The following is a 17,557-nucleotide window of genomic DNA, read 5'->3' on the forward strand; positions in this document are numbered from 1 at the left end:
TTGTTGTGAGACGGATTCTTTAATATTATAATGGAATTAAAGTAAAGATTTTACTTTCTCGATTACAGCAGTAGAATCGATTCCATATTTTTTCATTAAATCTGAAGGTGTTCCAGATTCACCAAATTTATCATTAACCGCAACAAAAGCTTGTTTTGTTGGTAATTTTTGTGCTAAAACTCTTGCAACAGATTCTCCTAAACCACCTAAAATATTGTGTTCTTCAGCTGTTACAATTTTTCCTGTTTTCTTTACAGAGTTTAAGATAATTTCTTCATCCAATGGTTTGATTGTATGAATATTGATTACCTCACAAGAAATTCCTTCTTTTTCTAACTCAGCAGCAGCAACCAAAGATTCCCAAACTAAATGACCTGTCGCAACAATTGTTACATCAGAACCTTCGTTCATTAAGATACCTTTACCAATTTCAAATTTTTGGTCAGCTGGTGTGAAAACTGGAACAGCAGGACGTCCGAAACGTAGGTAAACAGGACCTTCGTATTCAGCTGCAGCAATTGTAGCCGCTTTAGTTTGATTGTAATCACAAGGATTGATAACCACCATTCCTGGTAACATTTTCATCAAACCAATATCTTCTAATGTTTGGTGAGTAGCACCATCTTCTCCTAATGTTAAACCAGCGTGCGATGCAGCGATTTTTACATTTTTGTTAGAGTAAGCGATAGATTGACGAATTTGATCGTACACACGAGCTGTAGAAAACTCAGCGAACGTTCCTGTGAAAGGAATTTTACCTCCAATTGTCAAACCTGCAGCAATTCCCATCATGTTTGCTTCTGCAATACCAATTTGGAAAAAACGCTCTGGATTTTCTTTGATAAATTGATCCATTTTCAATGAACCAATCAAGTCAGCACACAATGCAACAACGTTAGGATTTGTTCTTCCTAACTCTGTCAATCCGTCTCCGAATCCACTACGTGTATCTTTTTTTTCTGTGTATGTTAAGTCTATCATTGTTTTTGTTTTTTGTATTCGTTTTTGTATTTTTCTACTTCTGTTTTTTCATCAAATTGATAAATAAAATCATTTGGCGAAACATTAATTTCTTCTTCCTCTTCAGCGCTCTTTTTGATCCATTTTTCTAAGGTTTCAACATTTTCTAACACAATATTTTGTCCAACTCGATAAATCAAGCCTTTCAAATTTAGTTCAGAATTGATAAACGGAACGGTGTTGATGTTAGAATTTGTATCGATACAAATTTCTGTACCATTGTCGTTGTCATTATCTTTTCTGAAAATATTATACACTTCACATTGTTTATTCAGAATTGTTTCTTTTTGACCAGTTTTGTTCGCAACATAACTATTTCCGATTGCGGAATTCGTTAAACTTGGATTATTAGTCGCTAAAAAAGAATTTCCTAATAAATCTTTTGTGCCTTCGAAATCAATTTTAAAAACCTTCGGATTTTCTTCTTCGCTGTAAACAGAATACATATTGTCGTTTACTTTTAATGAAGCGAAGTTTCCCAGCGGTGTTCGCGTAATCATTAAATGCGCTTTGTAATCTTTGGTTGATAAAATGTCCAAAAAATCTGAATAGAAATCACTTTTGATACGATATTGAATAACGTTTTCGAATTTATACGATTGCATTTGAGCGAAAGTTAAACTTGTAAAAAGCGTTAATATAAAACTGATTGATTTTTTCATTATCGAATTGATTTGATAAGTATTAATCCAAAGAATTCAAGAAAGTAGTTAACTTATCTTTGTCTTCTTTTTTCAGTTTATCATATTTGTTATTGATTTCTAAAACACTTTTTCTTATTGCATCAATTGTTCCCGAAAGAGCAACACTTCCGCTTTGATAAATGTACATATCGCACACTTGTCCTGCGTAATTGTAAACCAAATTTCCTAAATCTTTATCTGTAAAAGTCGGAATTTTAGCTTTCAAATTTTTGCAATGTTCTGGTGCAACTTTCATGAAATCTTGAATGTCTGGATTGTCGATTGCCAAATCGATTTTGCTAATATCTGTCGTTTTGTAAGCAGATGTATAAGGATCATAATATTCGGCTAAACTAACTTCTGTTGCAGCAACAGCAGAATCTACTGCTACAGCCGCTTCATCATAATCTGTTGAAACTTCTGTTAATTTAAACTTTTTAGCATCATCGAAATACGTTTTGAAAAGGTTATTTAATTCTTTTACTTCGCTTTTGTTTGCTAATTTATTCTTTTTGAATTGTTTTACCAATTGATTTGTAGAACCTTGCGCAGTTGCCAAAGCTTTAGAACGCTCTATATCAGGATTTCCATCATAATCACTATCATTATAAATCAAGCTATAATTTAATGAAGCAACAGTTCCAAAAAGACTATTTACGTTATCACTTTCTGATGTTTGATAATTGTAATAATTAATAATAGGATCCTCGTAACGATTGTCTGGTGAATAAGCTACTGCTTCCGCTGCATAAGCTGTATCTACAGACGACATCATGTTCTCGTATTCTTGTTTCTTTTTTGCCAATTCGTTGGTAAAACTTTCGATTTCTTTTTTCTCATCAAAAGTTACTTTTACGTTAGAATTTGCAATATTTTGAATTGTTAATCCATTAAAATCTCCTGCGTCATATCGTATCAAAAGTCCTTTCAGTTTTGTTTGAGGAAACATAATCGCAACATTATTAATTGCATTTTTTTCATCAACACATAATGTAGAAGATTTTGTTTCGAAATCTGTTTTAGATGTTAATTCGTATTCATTACACTTGTATCCATTGATCGTTGTAGATGAATTTAGATTTTTAACTGAAATAAATTTCTCGAACAAATTATCTGAATAAGGTTTTAAATTATCATCCGACATACCTTCGTAATAATAAGGAGCTTTTATCGATAATTGATTTTCTAATGAATTGGCATAGACTTCGAAAAACTTGCTGTTGTTGATAAAGAAAGCATCTTTACTGAAACTTCCTGAAGTGTAAGGACCTCCTTCCGAAGTTCCTAAAACAGCGTCTTTAGAAATATATGTTACAAAAGATAAATCTTTTTGACCTTCCAAATAAGTTTGATATTCTTCTGGTAAATTGATTTTATACGATACTTTTTTGTCAAAAGAATATGTTTTTTCTTGCCCAAAGGCTGTCAAAGAACAAAGCGTAAGTATAGAATAAAATAACGTTTTCATAGTATTTTGGTTGTATTGAAATTATTAATAATCTGTCAATTCAGTTTCAGGATTTTGCTCTAATGCAGATGCTAATTGCTCGTCGTTAGGCGCTTTTCCGTGCCAAGAATGGCTTCCCATCATGTAATCAACTCCATTACCCATTTCTGTGTGTAATAAAATTGAAACTGGTTTCCCGTTTCCTGTTAATGTTTTAGCTTCTTCTAAAATAGCAATTACTTTTTCTAAGTTATTTCCATCTTTTTCTTCTAAAACAATCCATCCAAAAGCTTCTAATTTAGCTTTCAAATCTCCTAAAGGTAAAACGTGGTCTGTGTCACCATCAATTTGACGACCATTGTAGTCAATCGTTGCAATTACATTATCTACTTTTTTACCAGCAGCATACATAAAAGCTTCCCAAACTTGACCTTCTTGTAATTCACCATCACCGTGTAATGTGTAAATTAATTTATCGTCGTTGTTTAATTTTTTTGCTTGCGCAGCACCTAAAGCAACTGATAAACCTTGTCCTAAAGATCCAGAAGCGATACGAATTCCAGGTAAACCTTCGTGTGTTGTTGGGTGACCTTGTAAACGAGAATCTAATTTTCTGAATGTAGCTAATTCGCTAACTGGGAAGAATCCTGAACGAGCTAATGTGCTGTAGAAAACTGGTGAAATGTGACCGTTTGATAAGAAGAATAAATCTTCTCCTTTTCCGTCCATAGAGAAGTCTGTAGAGTAAGTCATGATTTTACCGTATAATGCAGCAAAATATTCTGCACAACCTAATGATCCACCTGGGTGTCCACTATTTACGGCATGTACCATTCTCAAAATATCTCTCCTTGTTTGTTGTACTTGTGTTTGAAGTTCTTGAAGTGTCATTGTTTGTTTATAAAAATTTGAACAAAAATAATCCTTTTTTGTAGGGCAAAAAAATCGTAGAACATAAATCACTACAATTGGGGAGGAGATTTTATGCGATTTTTAAAACAATAAAAAAGACGAAGCTAAACTTCGTCTTTTTTATTTATTCTTCTTCCGAATGCCATTCGCCACGGTGAGGGATCAAAGCGTCACGAACTTGTATCATTTCAGATTCTACCACCACCAAATAAGCAACTGCATATTCTGGTTCAACCTCTACAAATTCAGAAAATGTACTTTGTAACTTTTCTTTTTCTGCGTATTGTTTCAGGTGAACTGCATGATGTTTTGCAGTTGGTATAGCATCGGGACCATAAAAATCCCAGATTAATTTTAATTTCTTTTCCATAATTATATTTTATCAAAAGAAGTTTTAATTCCTTTTATTAAAGCAGAACTAAATCCTTGATGTTCCATTTCATTTAATCCAGCAATCGTACAACCTTTTGGTGTCGTCACTTTATCAATTTCTTGTTCTGGATGCAAACCGTTTTCTATTAATAATTCAGCAGCTCCTTTTACAGTTTGTGTCACAATTTTTGTAGCAGTTTGTGTGTCAAATCCAATTTCGATTCCACCTTGAATCATTGCTCTTATAAATCGTAAAACATAAGCAATTCCGCAAGCGCCAATTACAGTCGCTGCATTCATCAATTCCTCATTTATAACAACTGTTTCGCCAATTGGATTGAAAATCGTTTTGATTTCATTTAAAATGTTTTCATCTTTCGAATTTCCACAAATACATGTAATCGATTCTTCCACAGAAGCAGCTGTATTAGGCATTGCACGAAAAATTGACATACCTTGTGATAAAATATTTTGATACGTTTGCAATGAAATTCCTGTTGCAACTGAAATTAATATTTTATTGGTCGTAAAATCGTCTTTTAATTGCGTCAAAACTTCTTCCACTTTGTACGGTTTTACACACAACAGAATATAATCAGCTTCTTTTACAGCAAAATGATTATCATTTGTAATCGTTACACCAAGCTTTTTAAGATGTTCAATTTGATTCAAATTATTTCTTGTAGCGATAATTTGATTTGGATCGAATGCTTTATTCTTAATTAAACCCTCTGTTATAGAAATTCCTAAATTTCCTGCTCCAATAATGGCGATTTTTTTCATAGTTGTAGAGTGTTAATTGTTCTGATTATGAATGAATAATTGTTTCTTTTTGACGATTAGAACTTACTAACCACAAACCGATAAAGGTTAATAAACCATTCAAAATGATTAATTCAACACCAATTTTGTAATCAGTAAAATTAATCACTAATTCGTTGATGATATACGTAAAAATAGGTGCTAAAATAGCAACTGTAATAATTGAATATTTTCTGTAAATGTTACGTTTCGTTAAAATTCCGAAAGCAAACAATCCTAATAAAGGTCCGTATGTATAACCTGCAATTTCCATCACAAGATAAACAATTGATTTGTTGTTAATCATTTTGAAAACCATAATCAAGATAAAGAAAACTACCGTGAAAATTAAGTGAACACGAATACGAATCTTTTTCTTTTCTTTTTCTGATTTTTCTTTGTCTTCGTTGATGTTTAATAAATCGACACAATATGAACTTGTAACTGCTGTTAAAGCTCCGTCAGCAGAAGGAAATAAAGCAGAAATTAATCCGATAATAAAAATTACAGAAATAATCATTGGGAAATGATGTCCTAAAAGCGAAAGCGCAGGAAACATATCATCACCCATAATATTTTGTCCGCCTTGTTCCATAAAGAAACCGTCAGCAGTATAAAAACCACCTTCACTCATTGCGTATAAATAAAGCAATCCACCCAAAAATAGGAATGCTAAATTAACAATCAATAATGTTCCAGCAAACGTCAACATATTCTTTTTTGAGTTTTGAAGATTATCAACCGAAATATTTTTTTGCATCATTTCTTGGTCAAGACCAGTCATAGCAATTGTGATAAACATTCCGCCTAAAATAGTTTTTAAGAAATATGTTTTCGAATTTGGATCAAAGTTAATGAAATGCGTATAATTTTTGGCTTGCATCATATCGTAAGCTTCACCAACAGATAAATTAAGATGCGAAAGGATAAACCAAATACAAGCAATCAAACTAATGATCATAAACGATGTTTGCAAGGTATCTGTTACGACAATTGTTTTTACTCCACCTTCGAACGTGTATAATAATATCATCAATAATAAGACAAATGTTGTAGCCCAAAATGGTACGCCTAAATTGTCTAATAAAAATATTTGTAACACATTTACAACTAAATATAAACGTGCTGTTGCGCCAATTCCACGGGAAATAATAAAGAAAACCGATCCCATTTTATGTGCTTCAACATTGAAACGTTTTCCTAAATACGTGTAAATCGAGGTCAGATTCATACGGTAATAGAGCGGAAGTAATACGCCAGCGACGATAAAATAACCAAGAAAAAATCCGATTACCATCATATAATACTCGAATCCTCCGTAAATATATTCGGAACCAGTTAATTTTCCGACCGTTCCCGGTACCGAAATAAAAGTAACGCCACTAAGACTTGTTCCAATCATTCCGAAAGCCACTAACCACCATTTACTTTTTTTGTTTCCGTTAAAAAAAGATTGGTTGTCAGAATTTCGACTGGTGAAGTAAGAGATCACTAAAAGTCCTACAAAGTATACGATAACACAAAGTAGTAAAATTGTTGAGTTCATAATTTATTTAGTAAATAAGCCCAAATTTAATATTTTTGAGTGAATGATGATAGATTAATTTTCCGAAGATAAAATTGTAAATTTGTTGTCTATAATTTTTTGAAAGAATGAATTACCCAAGCAAGGTTTTAGAGCGAGCTGTAGAAGAAATGTCAAATTTACCAGGAATAGGAAAGAGAACAGCTCTGCGACTTGTTTTACATATGCTAAATCGTCCCAAATCTCAAACGACGGCTTTGTCCGAAGCGCTTTCTCATTTGGTGAATGATGTTAAATATTGTCAACATTGTCATACGATTTCTGATGATGAGGTTTGTGATATTTGCAACAATCCATTGCGAGAAGAAACTATAATTTGTGTGGTGGAAGATGTGCGCGATGTGATGGCAATTGAAAATACAGGACAATTTAAAGGACAATATCACGTTTTAGGAGGAAAGATTTCTCCAATGGAAGGTATTGGACCTGGTCAATTGAATATTCAAACATTGGTTGATCGTGTTCAAAATGAAAATGTGAAGGAAATAATTTTTGCTTTAAGTTCGACAATGGAAGGAGATACAACTGTTTTCTATTTGTACCGACAATTAAAGAATTCCGAAATTATTTTTTCTACCATTGCGCGAGGTCTTGGTGTAGGAGATGAGTTAGAATATGCGGACGAAGCAACGCTAGTTCGTTCTATACAACATCGAATACCATATTCAGAAAATAAATTTTAGATGAAATTATCGATAATTATTGTTAGTTATAATGCGCCAAAACATTTAGAGCTTTGTCTTGATTCGTGTCAAGAAGCTTTAAAAAATGTAGATGGCGAAATAATTGTAATTGATAATAATTCATCGGAAATTGATTTTATATTCCTAAAAAAAACTTTTCCTACTGTAAACTTTTTACTTCAAAATGAAAATCTTGGTTTTGCAAAAGCGAATAATATTGGGGTTGAGAATGCTTTGGGAGAATATATTCTGATTCTTAATCCAGATACAATTATTCCAGAGAATTTATTCGAATCTTTGATTGAATTTCATCAGTCAAAAGAAAAAATAGGTTTTGTGGGAGTACGAATGATAGATACAAACGGAAATTTTCATCCAGAATCAAAACGTAATATTCCGACAGCTAAAAATTCATTTTCTAAGTTGTATAGTCGATTTAATCATTCAAAGAAAAATAATTATTACAAATTAGAAGTTGATGAATTTGAAATTGCTCCTTGCGAAATTTTAGTTGGTGCTTTTATGTTCACCACGAAGAAAATCTATCAGGAAATTGGAGGATTTGATCCACGTTATTTTATGTATGGAGAAGATATAGATTTGTCTTTTAGTGCAGAATTGGCTGGTTATAAAAATTATTATAAAGGAGATATAACGGTTTTACATTACAAGGGAGAAAGTACGAAAAAAGATAAAAAATATTATAAACATTTTTTTGAAGCCATGATGATTTTCTTGGCGAAATATTATCAAAAAAATTGGTTGCATTATCAATTTTTACGTTCGGGAATTTTGATTAAATATTTAATTCAATTATTTAAATTTTCTTTACATTCACCTAATAACATTTCTAAAATAGAAGTAAATGCAGAAGATTTATTTTGGATAAATAAGAAATCAGATTTCAAATCTTTATCAAATAATGAAATTGCAATCGATGCAAGTTTGTTTACCTATCAAGAGATATTATCAATTATTTCTGAGAATAACTCTTCTTCACGTTCATTTTATATTCGCCCTAAAAATAAAAATTATGTAATAGGCGATGATAAACAGATAATAAATCTATAAAAACAAAAAAAAGCTGAATCTTAATGACCAGCTTTTACAGTATCTTTTTTCTCAACTTTAGGAGTTTCTGCCGTTTTTGTAGAATCTTTCACTTCTTCGTGTTTTTCTTCAACAGCTTCCTCATGTTTTCCGTGACCTTCGTGAGCAGCTTCAGATTTGTGGTGCATTTCTTCTGCAGTAGCTGGTTCGTGAACAACTGGAAGAACTCCGTGATTTACACTTGCTTTAGAGTTACAAGAAGTAGCGAATGCTGCAACAGCTACTAAAAGAATTAATTTTTTCATGTCTTACAAATTTATTGTATGGGTATATTATTATAATTGTTTTGACAAAATTAGTTAAAAACATTGAGTTCAACTAACTGATTTATTTCAATTGTGCAATTTTCTGAATTCCACCTTTTGTTTTATCTCCAACCTTTACATTGATCTCTGTATCAAGTGGTAAAAAGATATCAACACGCGATCCGAATTTGATAAAACCATATTCTTTACCCGCAACTGCACTGTCGTTCTCTTTACTGTAACAAACAATTCTTCGCGCAACTGCACCTGCAATTTGTCTGAAAAGAACTTTTGTATGATCTGCATTCTCTACAACAACAGTTGTTCTTTCGTTCAATTCTGATGATTTTGGATGAAACGCAACCAAAAATTTTCCTGGATGATATTTCGAATAAATCACTTTTCCATTCACCGGATAACGCGTTACATGTACATTAAGAGGTGTCATGAAGATTGATAATTGAATACATTTTTGATTCAAAAATTCGCTTTCAAATACTTCTTCTAATACAACAACTTTTCCATCTACAGGCGCAATAACGCAGTTTTCAGATGAATCTGATTCTCGAATTGGGTTTCTGAAAAACCAAACGATAAATCCGTAAAGTATCCATAATGGTAAGGCAAAGTAAAAACCATATACAGGAAAAAAGTAATGTAATACTCCTGTAGCGATTGCAAATAAAATTAAGCAACCTATCAAAATTGCTGTTCCTTCTCTGTGAAGTTTCATAAAGTATATACTAATAAATAATATAAATAAACAAATGGTACGACAAATATAAAACTATCTAATCGATCTAAAAAACCACCATGTCCTGGAATAAGGTTAGAGCTGTCTTTTACATTGAAAAATCGTTTTAATTTAGATTCTGTCAAATCTCCTAATGGACCTAATGCAGCAACGATTAAACCAATAATCATCCAGTTTCCGTGCAAGTTTTCTCCAAAATATTTCTGAATTAAGAATCCAGCTAATAAAGTAAAAACTATTCCTCCAAAAAATCCTTCCCACGTTTTTGCTCCCGAAATTTTAGGTGCTAATTTGTGTTTTCCAATTAAGTTTCCTGTTAAATAGGCAAATGTGTCACTACACCAAAGTAATAAGAAAACGAAAAATACTTCGTAATGCATTACTTTTTCGCCTAAATTATAATCAAAACTAGGTAAAGTTAAGGCTAAGGCAAATGGTGCGATAACGTATGTTAATCCTAAAGTAGCTTTTCCAAAATCGTTCAACAATTCGTTGGTTGATTTGAAAATAATATAAATACTAAAAACAAATAAAACTGGAATGATGAAGTACAAACTTCTTAAATGAAAATAGTAATGATTTGAAGTTTCGAAAGCTTCTAAAAATTCTTTTCCATAATATCCAAAAACAACTAAGGCAGCTAAAAGTGCTCCTAATTGATAAAGTTTATTGGTAAGATTAGTGATTTTAAAAAACTCGTACAAACAAAAAAGTCCAAAAACCATCATCAAAACAATCAAACCTTTTGGATCTATCGTTGTCCCGAAAAATATAATAAGTGCGTAAATAAGTCCAGAGAAAGCTCTAATTGCTAAATTTTTCATAGCTAATCTTCAACCAATAACAAATAAATATTCTTCGCGTTGTCTACGTTGGGAAATTTGTGCATATTTTTTCCTCGAATCGAAGTTATTTTAGATGGAAGGTTATCTTTTTTTAATGTTCGTAATTTCTGTAATGCCACACTCACATTTTCCACTAATTGTGACGGGCGTGCATAGATAATAAAATTTGACGGAAAATCAGCAATATTTCTACCATAAGTTTGATGCGCCGATAACATAATACTTCCATCAAAAGCAATCAGAAATTCGCAACTAAGAAAACTAAGCGTATAACGAGAGTCGCATGGATTTTCGACAAAAGGAATATTGACTGAATTAAGAACCTGTTGTAAATTTGGATCAGGACAAATTAATTCGGTTACATTTTCGTAATTGACAATCTCTTTAAGGTTTTTAGAAGCCTCCTCTATATTATCACAAAATAAAAAATGTCCACCACCTACATTAAAATTTGTAGCAAATACTTCATCTATAGAAATTTTTTGGTCAGCATAATTTGGATGAAATAAATCAATTTGATTATCATCTGAATTCTCTGCTGATTTTTCAGTAGCTTTTTTAAGTAGGTTTTTAATTGCTTTCCACATGAAAACTCATGATTTTATATGAAATTAATCAATTACAGCCTAAAGGTAATAAATTTTAACAATATAATAAGAAGTAAAAAAAAAATCGTCCTATTTGGACGATTTTTTCTATTATTTTGAATGAATTTGATTAAATATCATTTCCAGATTCTGGTTGAACAACTTGTTCTGAATCAGCTTCTATAGCCTCTTCTTGTTTTTCTTCGATTTGATCTAATTCGTTTACAAATTTTCTTGGTCCGAAAATTTCTTCCAAATCTTCTCTAAAGATCACCTCTTTCTCAATTAATTTTTGAGCTAAAACATCTAATTGATCGCGATGTTCACGTAAAATATCTTTTGCTCTATCATATTGAGCTTCGATCATTGTTTTTACCTCTTTATCAATTACCTGAGCAGTTTGTTCTGAATAAGGCTTGCTGAAACCATACTCATTTTGTCCAGATGAATCGTAATAAGAAACATTACCAACTTCTTTGTTCAATCCGTAAATACTAACCATTGCAGAAGCTTGTTTTGTAACTTTTTCCAAATCACTTAATGCACCAGTAGAAATATTATTGAAAACAACTTCCTCAGCAGCACGACCACCCATTGTCATACACATTTCGTCTAACAATTGTTCTGTCGTTGTAATTTGTCTTTCTTCTGGCAAATACCAAGCGGCACCTAACGAACGTCCACGAGGAACTATAGTTACTTTAACCAATGGAGCAGCGTGTTCTGTTAACCAACCAATTGTAGCGTGACCAGCTTCATGATAAGCGATACGTTTTTTCTCAGAAGGTTTAATCACTTTACTTTTCTTCTCTAATCCACCAATAATACGGTCAACAGCGTCTAAAAAGTCTTGTTTTTCTACAACGTCTTTGTTTTTACGAGCAGCAACTAAAGCTGCTTCGTTACAAACATTGAATATATCTGCACCAGAGAAACCTGGAGTTTGTTTTGCTAAAAATTCGATTTCAACATCTTCACCTAATTTTAATGGACGTAAGTGAACTGCGAAGATTTCTTTACGTTCGTTTAATTCAGGTAAATCAACGTGAATAATACGGTCAAAACGACCTGGACGCATCAATGCTTTATCCAATACATCAGCACGGTTTGTTGCAGCAATCACAATTACGTTAGATTCTGTTCCGAAACCATCCATCTCTGTTAATAATTGATTTAATGTATTTTCGCGTTCATCATTAGAGCCTGTAAAGTTTGATTTTCCACGTGCGCGACCAATTGCATCAATCTCATCAATAAAGATAATTGAAGGAGATTTTTCTTTTGCATTTTTGAATAAGTCACGTACACGAGATGCACCAACCCCCACAAACATTTCTACGAAATCTGATCCTGATAATGAGAAGAAAGGAACTTTTGCTTCTCCAGCAACAGCTTTTGCTAATAAGGTTTTACCTGTACCTGGAGGTCCTACTAATAAGGCTCCTTTTGGGATACGTCCACCTAATTTTGTGAATTTTTCTGGATGTTTCAAGAATTCAACGATTTCTTCGATTTCTTCTTTTGCACCTTCTAAACCTGCAACATCTTTGAAAGTTGTTTTGATATGATCATCACCTTCAAATAATTTCGCTTTCGATTTTCCGACAGAGAAAATTCCTCCGCCACCTCCAGCAGATCCGCCTCCGCCCATTCGTCTAAATAGTAAGAAGTAGATTAATCCGAAGAAAATTAATGAAATGAAAAGATTCATAAACAAACTTCCAAAACCATTTGAAATTTGTGTGTTAAGAACGGCAGTTTTATTTGGACTCTTTTCTACGTTAGCATAAAAATCTTTTTCAAAATTTCCTGCATCAGCAACATTGAAAATAAAGTTTGGAGTACCTGTAGCAAAAGGATTTAAAGTTTCGTTTGATTTTTTAAACTTTTTAAATTCTTCAGTATTCAGAGCTGCGTCCGTTAAATATACACTTACACGTCCTGATTCTTTTTCTAGATTGGCTTCTTTTACGTAACCTTTTTCTACATAAGAAAGGAAAGTCGTACGGTCTATATTTTTAGTAGTTCCGCCGGCACCTCCAATGTTATCAGAAAATAATAGAAAGGCAATCAGCAATAATCCAATAATGGCATATATCCATGTAGGATTAAACCCCGAAGGTTTAAAATTATTTTTTTTCAATTTTTTTTGGTTTCAGTTATGATTAATATTCCATTTCGATACGCGTCTCTACGGCATCACCCCAAAGACTTTCGATATCGTAATATTCTCTGTATTCTTTTTGGAAAATATGGACAATAACATTAGTGTAGTCCAACAAAACCCATTGATTATTTTGCGTTCCTTCTACATGAAAAGGTCTTTCTGACATTTCTGTTTTTACAGTTCTTTCAATCGAACCAGCTAAAGCACTAACTTGTGTATTCGAGTTTCCGGTACAAATAACGAAGTATTGACAAAATGCATTTTCAATTTCGCGTAAATCTAGAATTGTAATTTCTTCTCCTTTAACATTTGTAATTCCGTCAACAATGCTATCTAGCAAGTCTTTTGTATATTGAGTATCTATCATCTTTTATTTTGTAATTCGCAAATTTAGTGAATCCTTATTAAAGTTTAAACTTTTTAAAATAACTTTAACCACTCTATAAAAATAGTAAAAAAAATGTATTTAATTAGTTTTGATTCTTTGCCTAATACGAATGAGTTCTTGGTGGATTTGTCCAAAAAAGATGCCAATAGTTGGACTGTCATACATGCTAAAAATCAAACAAAAGGAAAAGGTTACGCAGGAAATGAGTGGAAAGTTGTCGCTGGAGAAAATTTAACCTTTAGTTTTTTGTTGAAAACAGATTATAGTTTTCAAGAATTAATTTATTTTAACGAATGGATTTCGAATGTTATTTGTCTATTTTTAAAACAATTTCATCCAAAATCTAACGTAAAATGGCCAAATGATATCATTTTAAATGATAAAAAGGTTTGTGGAATTTTAATCGAAAATCATCGTTCCAATGGAATTATGAATTCTGTAATTGGAATAGGAATTAATGTCAATCAAGCTGACTTTAATCACTTACCAAAAGCAACATCTATTCGAAAAGTAACTGACAAAGAATATGACATCGAGGAAATTTTGGCAGATTTAATGCATTATTTCGAGGCAGAATATTCAATCTTAGAACAGAAAAATTTCGAACAAATTCATCAAACATATTTAGATAATCTATTTAGAAAAGATGAAATTTCGCATTTTAGATTGGATGGAGTAGAAGTAGACGGAATTATTAGAGATGTAAATGAAGCAGGAAATTTACTAATTGAAATCAATCAAGAATTGCGAGAATTTAAGCACAAAGAAATCGAACTTCTTTTTTAATCCTACATAAATGGTTATTTTTGTTTTATGGAAGAATTTGTAGTTTTAGTTGATCAGGACGATCAAAAATTAGGATTGATGGAGAAGCAACAAGCTCATGTGGCTGGTTTGTTGCATCGTGCATTTTCTGTTTTTGTATTCAATTCCAAAGGAGAATTGATGATTCAGCAACGAGCTGCGAGCAAATACCATTCGCCAACGTTGTGGACGAATACATGTTGTAGTCATCCGCGCGATAACGAAACATACGAACAAGCGGCGCACAGACGTTTGGAAGAAGAAATGGGATTTGATTGCGAATTAGAATATAAATTTAATTTCATCTACAAAGCACATTTAGAAAATGATTTGATTGAGCATGAATTAGACCATGTTTTTATCGGAACATTTGATAATGAACCAAAGCTAAATCCTGATGAAGTGATGGCTTATCGTTGGGTAGAATTGGATGATTTGAAAAAAGATATGGAAAAAAATCCTCAGAATTATACAGCTTGGTTCAAAATAATTTTTGAACATTACGTTTCGTATATCGAAGAATAAAAATTTATACAAATGAAAGTTACTGTCAACAGAAAAGCACATTTTAACGCTGCGCACCGATTGTTTAACAAGAATTGGAGCGATGAACAGAATTTTGAAGTTTTCGGAAAATGTTCATACCCAAATTATCACGGACACAATTATGAAATTATTGTGGCGGTGAAAGGTGAAGTTGATCCAGAAACTGGTTTTGTGATGAATTTGGACGAATTACGAAAAATAATCGCGGTTGAAGTTGAAGAGTATTTGGATCATAAAAATCTAAATGTTGATATTGAAGAATTTAAAACTATCAATCCAACTGCCGAAAATATTGTGATTTTGATTTGGAATAAAATTAGAGCAAAATTAGCGACTGATTTAGAATTGAAAGTAACCTTATATGAAACTCCACGTAATTTCGTAGAATACGCAGGCGAATGAAATTAGGTGATCACATTCCAACTTTTTCGTTGGAGGATAATAAAGGAAATTGGTTTAATTCGGACGAGTTTTTGTACAAAAAATATTTTGTTTTATTCTTTTATCCAATGGATTTTACTCCAATGTGTACAAAAGAAGTCTGTCAATTTCGTGACGTAAATACAGATTTTAATGCTTTAGATGCTGTGATTGTTGGAATAAATGGACAATCAACATCTTCTCACGAAAAGTTTTATACAAAACATCAACTAAACTTTCCGTTGCTTTCTGATAAAGGCGCAAAGTTGTCGAAGTTGTTGGGAATTAAAAAGAAATTTGGTTTAATCACCCCGAGAGAAACTTTTGTATTCAATAAACAAGGAAAATTAATCAAACACATTGTTTCAAATGTTGCCGAAACGCACATCGAGGAAGCGATGCAAGCAATAAAAAAAGACCAAGAAAATTAGTTTTCTTGGTCTTTTTGTTTGTACAACATTTTTCTTACAAAAACGCGATAAATAAAAAAGATAACCGTTCCAATTGCCGAATAAACCAACATTGTTTGGACATCGCTTTTATCGAACAAATATTTTAGTCCAAATAACGCGAAAAAGAAAATGATACTATAAATGATATTTTGTTTCATGTGGTAAAAGTAGGGATTATTGGATGATAATTGATAGAGTTAGTTAACAGCTTTTATTGTATTATTTTTCTTAGTTGATAATATTTCAGTTTGTAGATTCGTGTCATTCATTAATATAATTTGGAATATAGTAATTAAAGTAGGAAAAATGATTTTAAAAATGAATAAACGAACTGTTTTAATCATCTTAAAATTGTCAATATTATCATTAATTGGACTAAGCTTTAGGAATAAATTCAAGAAAATAATTGAACTTGAAAATATTAGAATAATAAATAAGATGATTGGATTATCGAATGTTTTTAGATAAATGTTTATTCCTAAAAATATTAGAGTTAGAAGAATTATTAAACCTATTTTTAAAAACATTTTAGAGTTTTTAAAGCAAAGTATTATCAAAATATTGATGATAATGATTAATGCTATATTAAATATGTACATTTTATTAATGTATAATGTTTGTGATTTTTAAAATTGTATTAAAATTTCAATTCTCCAATCCTAACTAATTTCTCAGAAGTTGCTAATTGATTTGGATTTGTTCCTGGTTCATCTTGTGGAACTTCTTTTCCTTTTTTACGATAAAAATCAATCCAAAAATCATCAATAATTCCGGTTTCTTTGTTTATGAAATTCATCGGAATTAGTTCAAAAACTTTATCATCACGAAAAGCTCTTTCTAAAAAATCAGAACAATATAATTCGTCATCATTCAAAATATATAACCAATTATAAGGTTTTCCGAGCATTGTTTTAGCTTTTTCAATTGCATGAGGAATCGTTGATTGATATTCATTTTTGAGACGATAAATAACAATTTTATTATTCTTTTCGGTTTGAGAAGTATAAAAATGATGTATTTCTTCTCGTTGCGATCCGCCCATTGGTGCAGCATGTAGAACAAAAATAGAATCAGCCGTTTTTTCAATCAATCCAACATGATCAAAATTGGTTTCGTCATTTATTTTTGTCACTCTATTTATCGCGCCCGAAAGTTCTTCTGTTTGCGCACCAACAAAAATCAAATCACCATTTTGGATATTTTGTAATGAAATTGAATGTTTTTCTTTTAATATTTTTGCTTTTGTACAACTATTAATTGTCAATGTAAATAGAAGTAAAAAGATAGGAAATAAAACGAATATTTTTTTCATTCGGAATGAATTATTACTTTTAATCTACGAATTAACCAAAAAGATGGATTTTAAAAAAATTTTGACCATATCAATTGTCGTTTTATTGATTTTAGTTGGTGCTGCAATTATTATTGGAAGCAACAAAGATCGACGCGTTTTCTTTATTGAGAGCTTTAATAAACCAATTGAAAATGTTATTAATTCTCGTTTGGATACAGATTATTCGTACGAAATTGTAAAAGTAAAAGGTAAAACAAACGATACCATTTTGATTATTCCTTGCGAAGGTTGTCAACCATTGAAATTATCAGGAAAAATAAACGAAAAGTTTATGAACAAATTTGGTAAAGGAAAATCGGTTATGCGTTTCGAGCCGTATAAAGCGACGGAAGGGAATTTAAAAATTATTCATAAAATTAGATAATCTTCTATTAAAGAAATT

At 31.5% G+C, this 17,557-nt stretch carries 22 protein-coding genes; 7 read left to right on the plus strand and 15 right to left on the minus strand.

Annotation, left to right across the window (positions count from 1 at the left end; translation table 11 throughout):
• Positions 1-36: 36 nt before the first annotated feature.
• The 7 genes from B4J88_RS06035 to B4J88_RS06065 form a co-directional block, all read right to left on the minus strand.
• Complete coding sequence (locus B4J88_RS06035) at positions 37-978, minus strand: transketolase family protein (protein ID WP_180906861.1); 942 nt, start codon at positions 976-978, stop codon at positions 37-39.
• Entirely contained in the window at positions 978-1,682 is a 705-nt protein-coding gene (locus B4J88_RS06040; RefSeq protein WP_291066833.1) for a hypothetical protein, read from the minus strand. The genes B4J88_RS06035 and B4J88_RS06040 overlap by 1 nt, the downstream gene beginning before the upstream one ends.
• A 22-nt stretch (positions 1,683-1,704) precedes the next feature.
• Positions 1,705-3,171 carry a hypothetical protein gene (locus B4J88_RS06045; RefSeq protein WP_291066835.1) on the minus strand — a complete coding sequence of 489 codons (1,467 nt, stop codon included), beginning with the start codon at positions 3,169-3,171 and terminating at the stop codon, positions 1,705-1,707.
• A 24-nt stretch (positions 3,172-3,195) separates the two neighbouring features.
• The gene (locus B4J88_RS06050) at positions 3,196-4,041 is read right to left on the minus strand and encodes a transketolase (protein ID WP_291066837.1); all 846 of its coding nucleotides are present in this window, start codon (positions 4,039-4,041) and stop codon (positions 3,196-3,198) included.
• Positions 4,042-4,186: 145 nt separating this feature from the next.
• Positions 4,187-4,432, minus strand: a complete 246-nt coding sequence (locus B4J88_RS06055; protein ID WP_115001608.1) for a hypothetical protein — start codon at positions 4,430-4,432, stop codon at positions 4,187-4,189.
• Positions 4,433-4,434: 2 nt separating this feature from the next.
• A complete protein-coding gene (gene proC, locus B4J88_RS06060) occupies positions 4,435-5,217 on the minus strand; it encodes a pyrroline-5-carboxylate reductase (RefSeq protein WP_115001606.1) in 783 nt (260 codons plus the stop codon).
• A 25-nt stretch (positions 5,218-5,242) separates the two neighbouring features.
• The gene (locus tag B4J88_RS06065; RefSeq protein ID WP_280051055.1) at positions 5,243-6,781 is read right to left on the minus strand and encodes a sodium:solute symporter; all 1,539 of its coding nucleotides are present in this window, start codon (positions 6,779-6,781) and stop codon (positions 5,243-5,245) included.
• Positions 6,782-6,888: 107 nt separating this feature from the next.
• On the opposite strand from B4J88_RS06065, the gene recR reads away from it, so the two are divergent.
• Together recR and B4J88_RS06075 are read left to right on the plus strand one after the other, a co-directional pair.
• The gene (gene recR, locus B4J88_RS06070; RefSeq protein ID WP_291066840.1) at positions 6,889-7,503 is read left to right on the plus strand and encodes a recombination mediator RecR; all 615 of its coding nucleotides are present in this window, start codon (positions 6,889-6,891) and stop codon (positions 7,501-7,503) included.
• Positions 7,504-8,574, plus strand: coding sequence for a glycosyltransferase family 2 protein (locus B4J88_RS06075; protein WP_291066842.1), 1,071 nt, complete (start codon positions 7,504-7,506; stop codon positions 8,572-8,574). It abuts the gene before it with no gap.
• A gap of 20 nt (positions 8,575-8,594) precedes the next feature.
• On the opposite strand, the gene B4J88_RS06080 is transcribed toward B4J88_RS06075, so the two are convergent.
• The 6 genes from B4J88_RS06080 to rsfS all read right to left on the minus strand — a co-directional run bounded on the left by B4J88_RS06080 (position 8,595) and on the right by rsfS (position 13,578).
• Complete coding sequence (locus B4J88_RS06080; protein WP_180905069.1) at positions 8,595-8,858, minus strand: hypothetical protein; 264 nt, start codon at positions 8,856-8,858, stop codon at positions 8,595-8,597.
• Between the two features lie 82 nt (positions 8,859-8,940).
• The gene (locus B4J88_RS06085; protein WP_291066845.1) at positions 8,941-9,591 is read right to left on the minus strand and encodes a phosphatidylserine decarboxylase family protein; all 651 of its coding nucleotides are present in this window, start codon (positions 9,589-9,591) and stop codon (positions 8,941-8,943) included.
• Positions 9,588-10,436: a phosphatidate cytidylyltransferase gene (locus B4J88_RS06090; protein ID WP_291066847.1), complete on the minus strand. Its 849-nt coding sequence runs from the start codon at positions 10,434-10,436 to the stop codon at positions 9,588-9,590. Before B4J88_RS06090 ends, B4J88_RS06085 begins: the two co-directional genes overlap by 4 nt.
• Before the next feature lie 2 nt (positions 10,437-10,438).
• Positions 10,439-11,044, minus strand: coding sequence for a hypothetical protein (locus tag B4J88_RS06095; RefSeq protein ID WP_219033684.1), 606 nt, complete (start codon positions 11,042-11,044; stop codon positions 10,439-10,441).
• 130 nt (positions 11,045-11,174) lie between these two features.
• Positions 11,175-13,187, minus strand: a complete 2,013-nt coding sequence (gene ftsH, locus B4J88_RS06100; protein WP_219033683.1) for an ATP-dependent zinc metalloprotease FtsH — start codon at positions 13,185-13,187, stop codon at positions 11,175-11,177.
• 22 nt (positions 13,188-13,209) lie between these two features.
• Positions 13,210-13,578: a ribosome silencing factor gene (gene rsfS / locus B4J88_RS06105; RefSeq protein ID WP_038331822.1), complete on the minus strand. Its 369-nt coding sequence runs from the start codon at positions 13,576-13,578 to the stop codon at positions 13,210-13,212.
• A gap of 93 nt (positions 13,579-13,671) precedes the next feature.
• Between rsfS and B4J88_RS06110 the strand changes: the two genes are divergently transcribed.
• From B4J88_RS06110 to B4J88_RS06125, 4 genes are read left to right on the plus strand one after another with little or no spacing between them, the layout of a single operon-like run.
• The gene (locus tag B4J88_RS06110; RefSeq protein ID WP_291066849.1) at positions 13,672-14,385 is read left to right on the plus strand and encodes a biotin--[acetyl-CoA-carboxylase] ligase; all 714 of its coding nucleotides are present in this window, start codon (positions 13,672-13,674) and stop codon (positions 14,383-14,385) included.
• Positions 14,386-14,412: 27 nt separating this feature from the next.
• Positions 14,413-14,928: an isopentenyl-diphosphate Delta-isomerase gene (gene idi / locus B4J88_RS06115; protein WP_291066851.1), complete on the plus strand. Its 516-nt coding sequence runs from the start codon at positions 14,413-14,415 to the stop codon at positions 14,926-14,928.
• A gap of 12 nt (positions 14,929-14,940) precedes the next feature.
• A complete protein-coding gene (locus tag B4J88_RS06120) occupies positions 14,941-15,351 on the plus strand; it encodes a 6-pyruvoyl trahydropterin synthase family protein (protein WP_286500221.1) in 411 nt (136 codons plus the stop codon).
• Positions 15,348-15,800 carry a peroxiredoxin gene (locus B4J88_RS06125; protein ID WP_291066855.1) on the plus strand — a complete coding sequence of 151 codons (453 nt, stop codon included), beginning with the start codon at positions 15,348-15,350 and terminating at the stop codon, positions 15,798-15,800. The genes B4J88_RS06120 and B4J88_RS06125 overlap by 4 nt, the downstream gene beginning before the upstream one ends.
• Here the strand turns inward: B4J88_RS06125 and B4J88_RS06130 are convergent.
• Both B4J88_RS06130 and B4J88_RS06135 read right to left on the minus strand, forming a co-directional pair.
• The gene (locus B4J88_RS06130) at positions 15,797-15,979 is read right to left on the minus strand and encodes a hypothetical protein (protein WP_291066857.1); all 183 of its coding nucleotides are present in this window, start codon (positions 15,977-15,979) and stop codon (positions 15,797-15,799) included. The two genes, B4J88_RS06125 and B4J88_RS06130, sit on opposite strands and share 4 nt — an antisense overlap.
• A gap of 479 nt (positions 15,980-16,458) precedes the next feature.
• Positions 16,459-17,133, minus strand: coding sequence for a YiiX/YebB-like N1pC/P60 family cysteine hydrolase (locus B4J88_RS06135; protein ID WP_291066859.1), 675 nt, complete (start codon positions 17,131-17,133; stop codon positions 16,459-16,461).
• Positions 17,134-17,176: 43 nt separating this feature from the next.
• Between B4J88_RS06135 and B4J88_RS06140 the strand changes: the two genes are divergently transcribed.
• A complete protein-coding gene (locus tag B4J88_RS06140) occupies positions 17,177-17,539 on the plus strand; it encodes a hypothetical protein (protein ID WP_219033679.1) in 363 nt (120 codons plus the stop codon).
• The last annotated feature ends 18 nt before the right edge of the window (positions 17,540-17,557 follow it).

It is taken from the genome of Empedobacter sp. UBA5036 (assembly GCF_002415215.1).
In the GTDB taxonomy this organism is placed as follows: Bacteria; Bacteroidota; Bacteroidia; order Flavobacteriales; family Weeksellaceae; genus Empedobacter; species Empedobacter falsenii_B.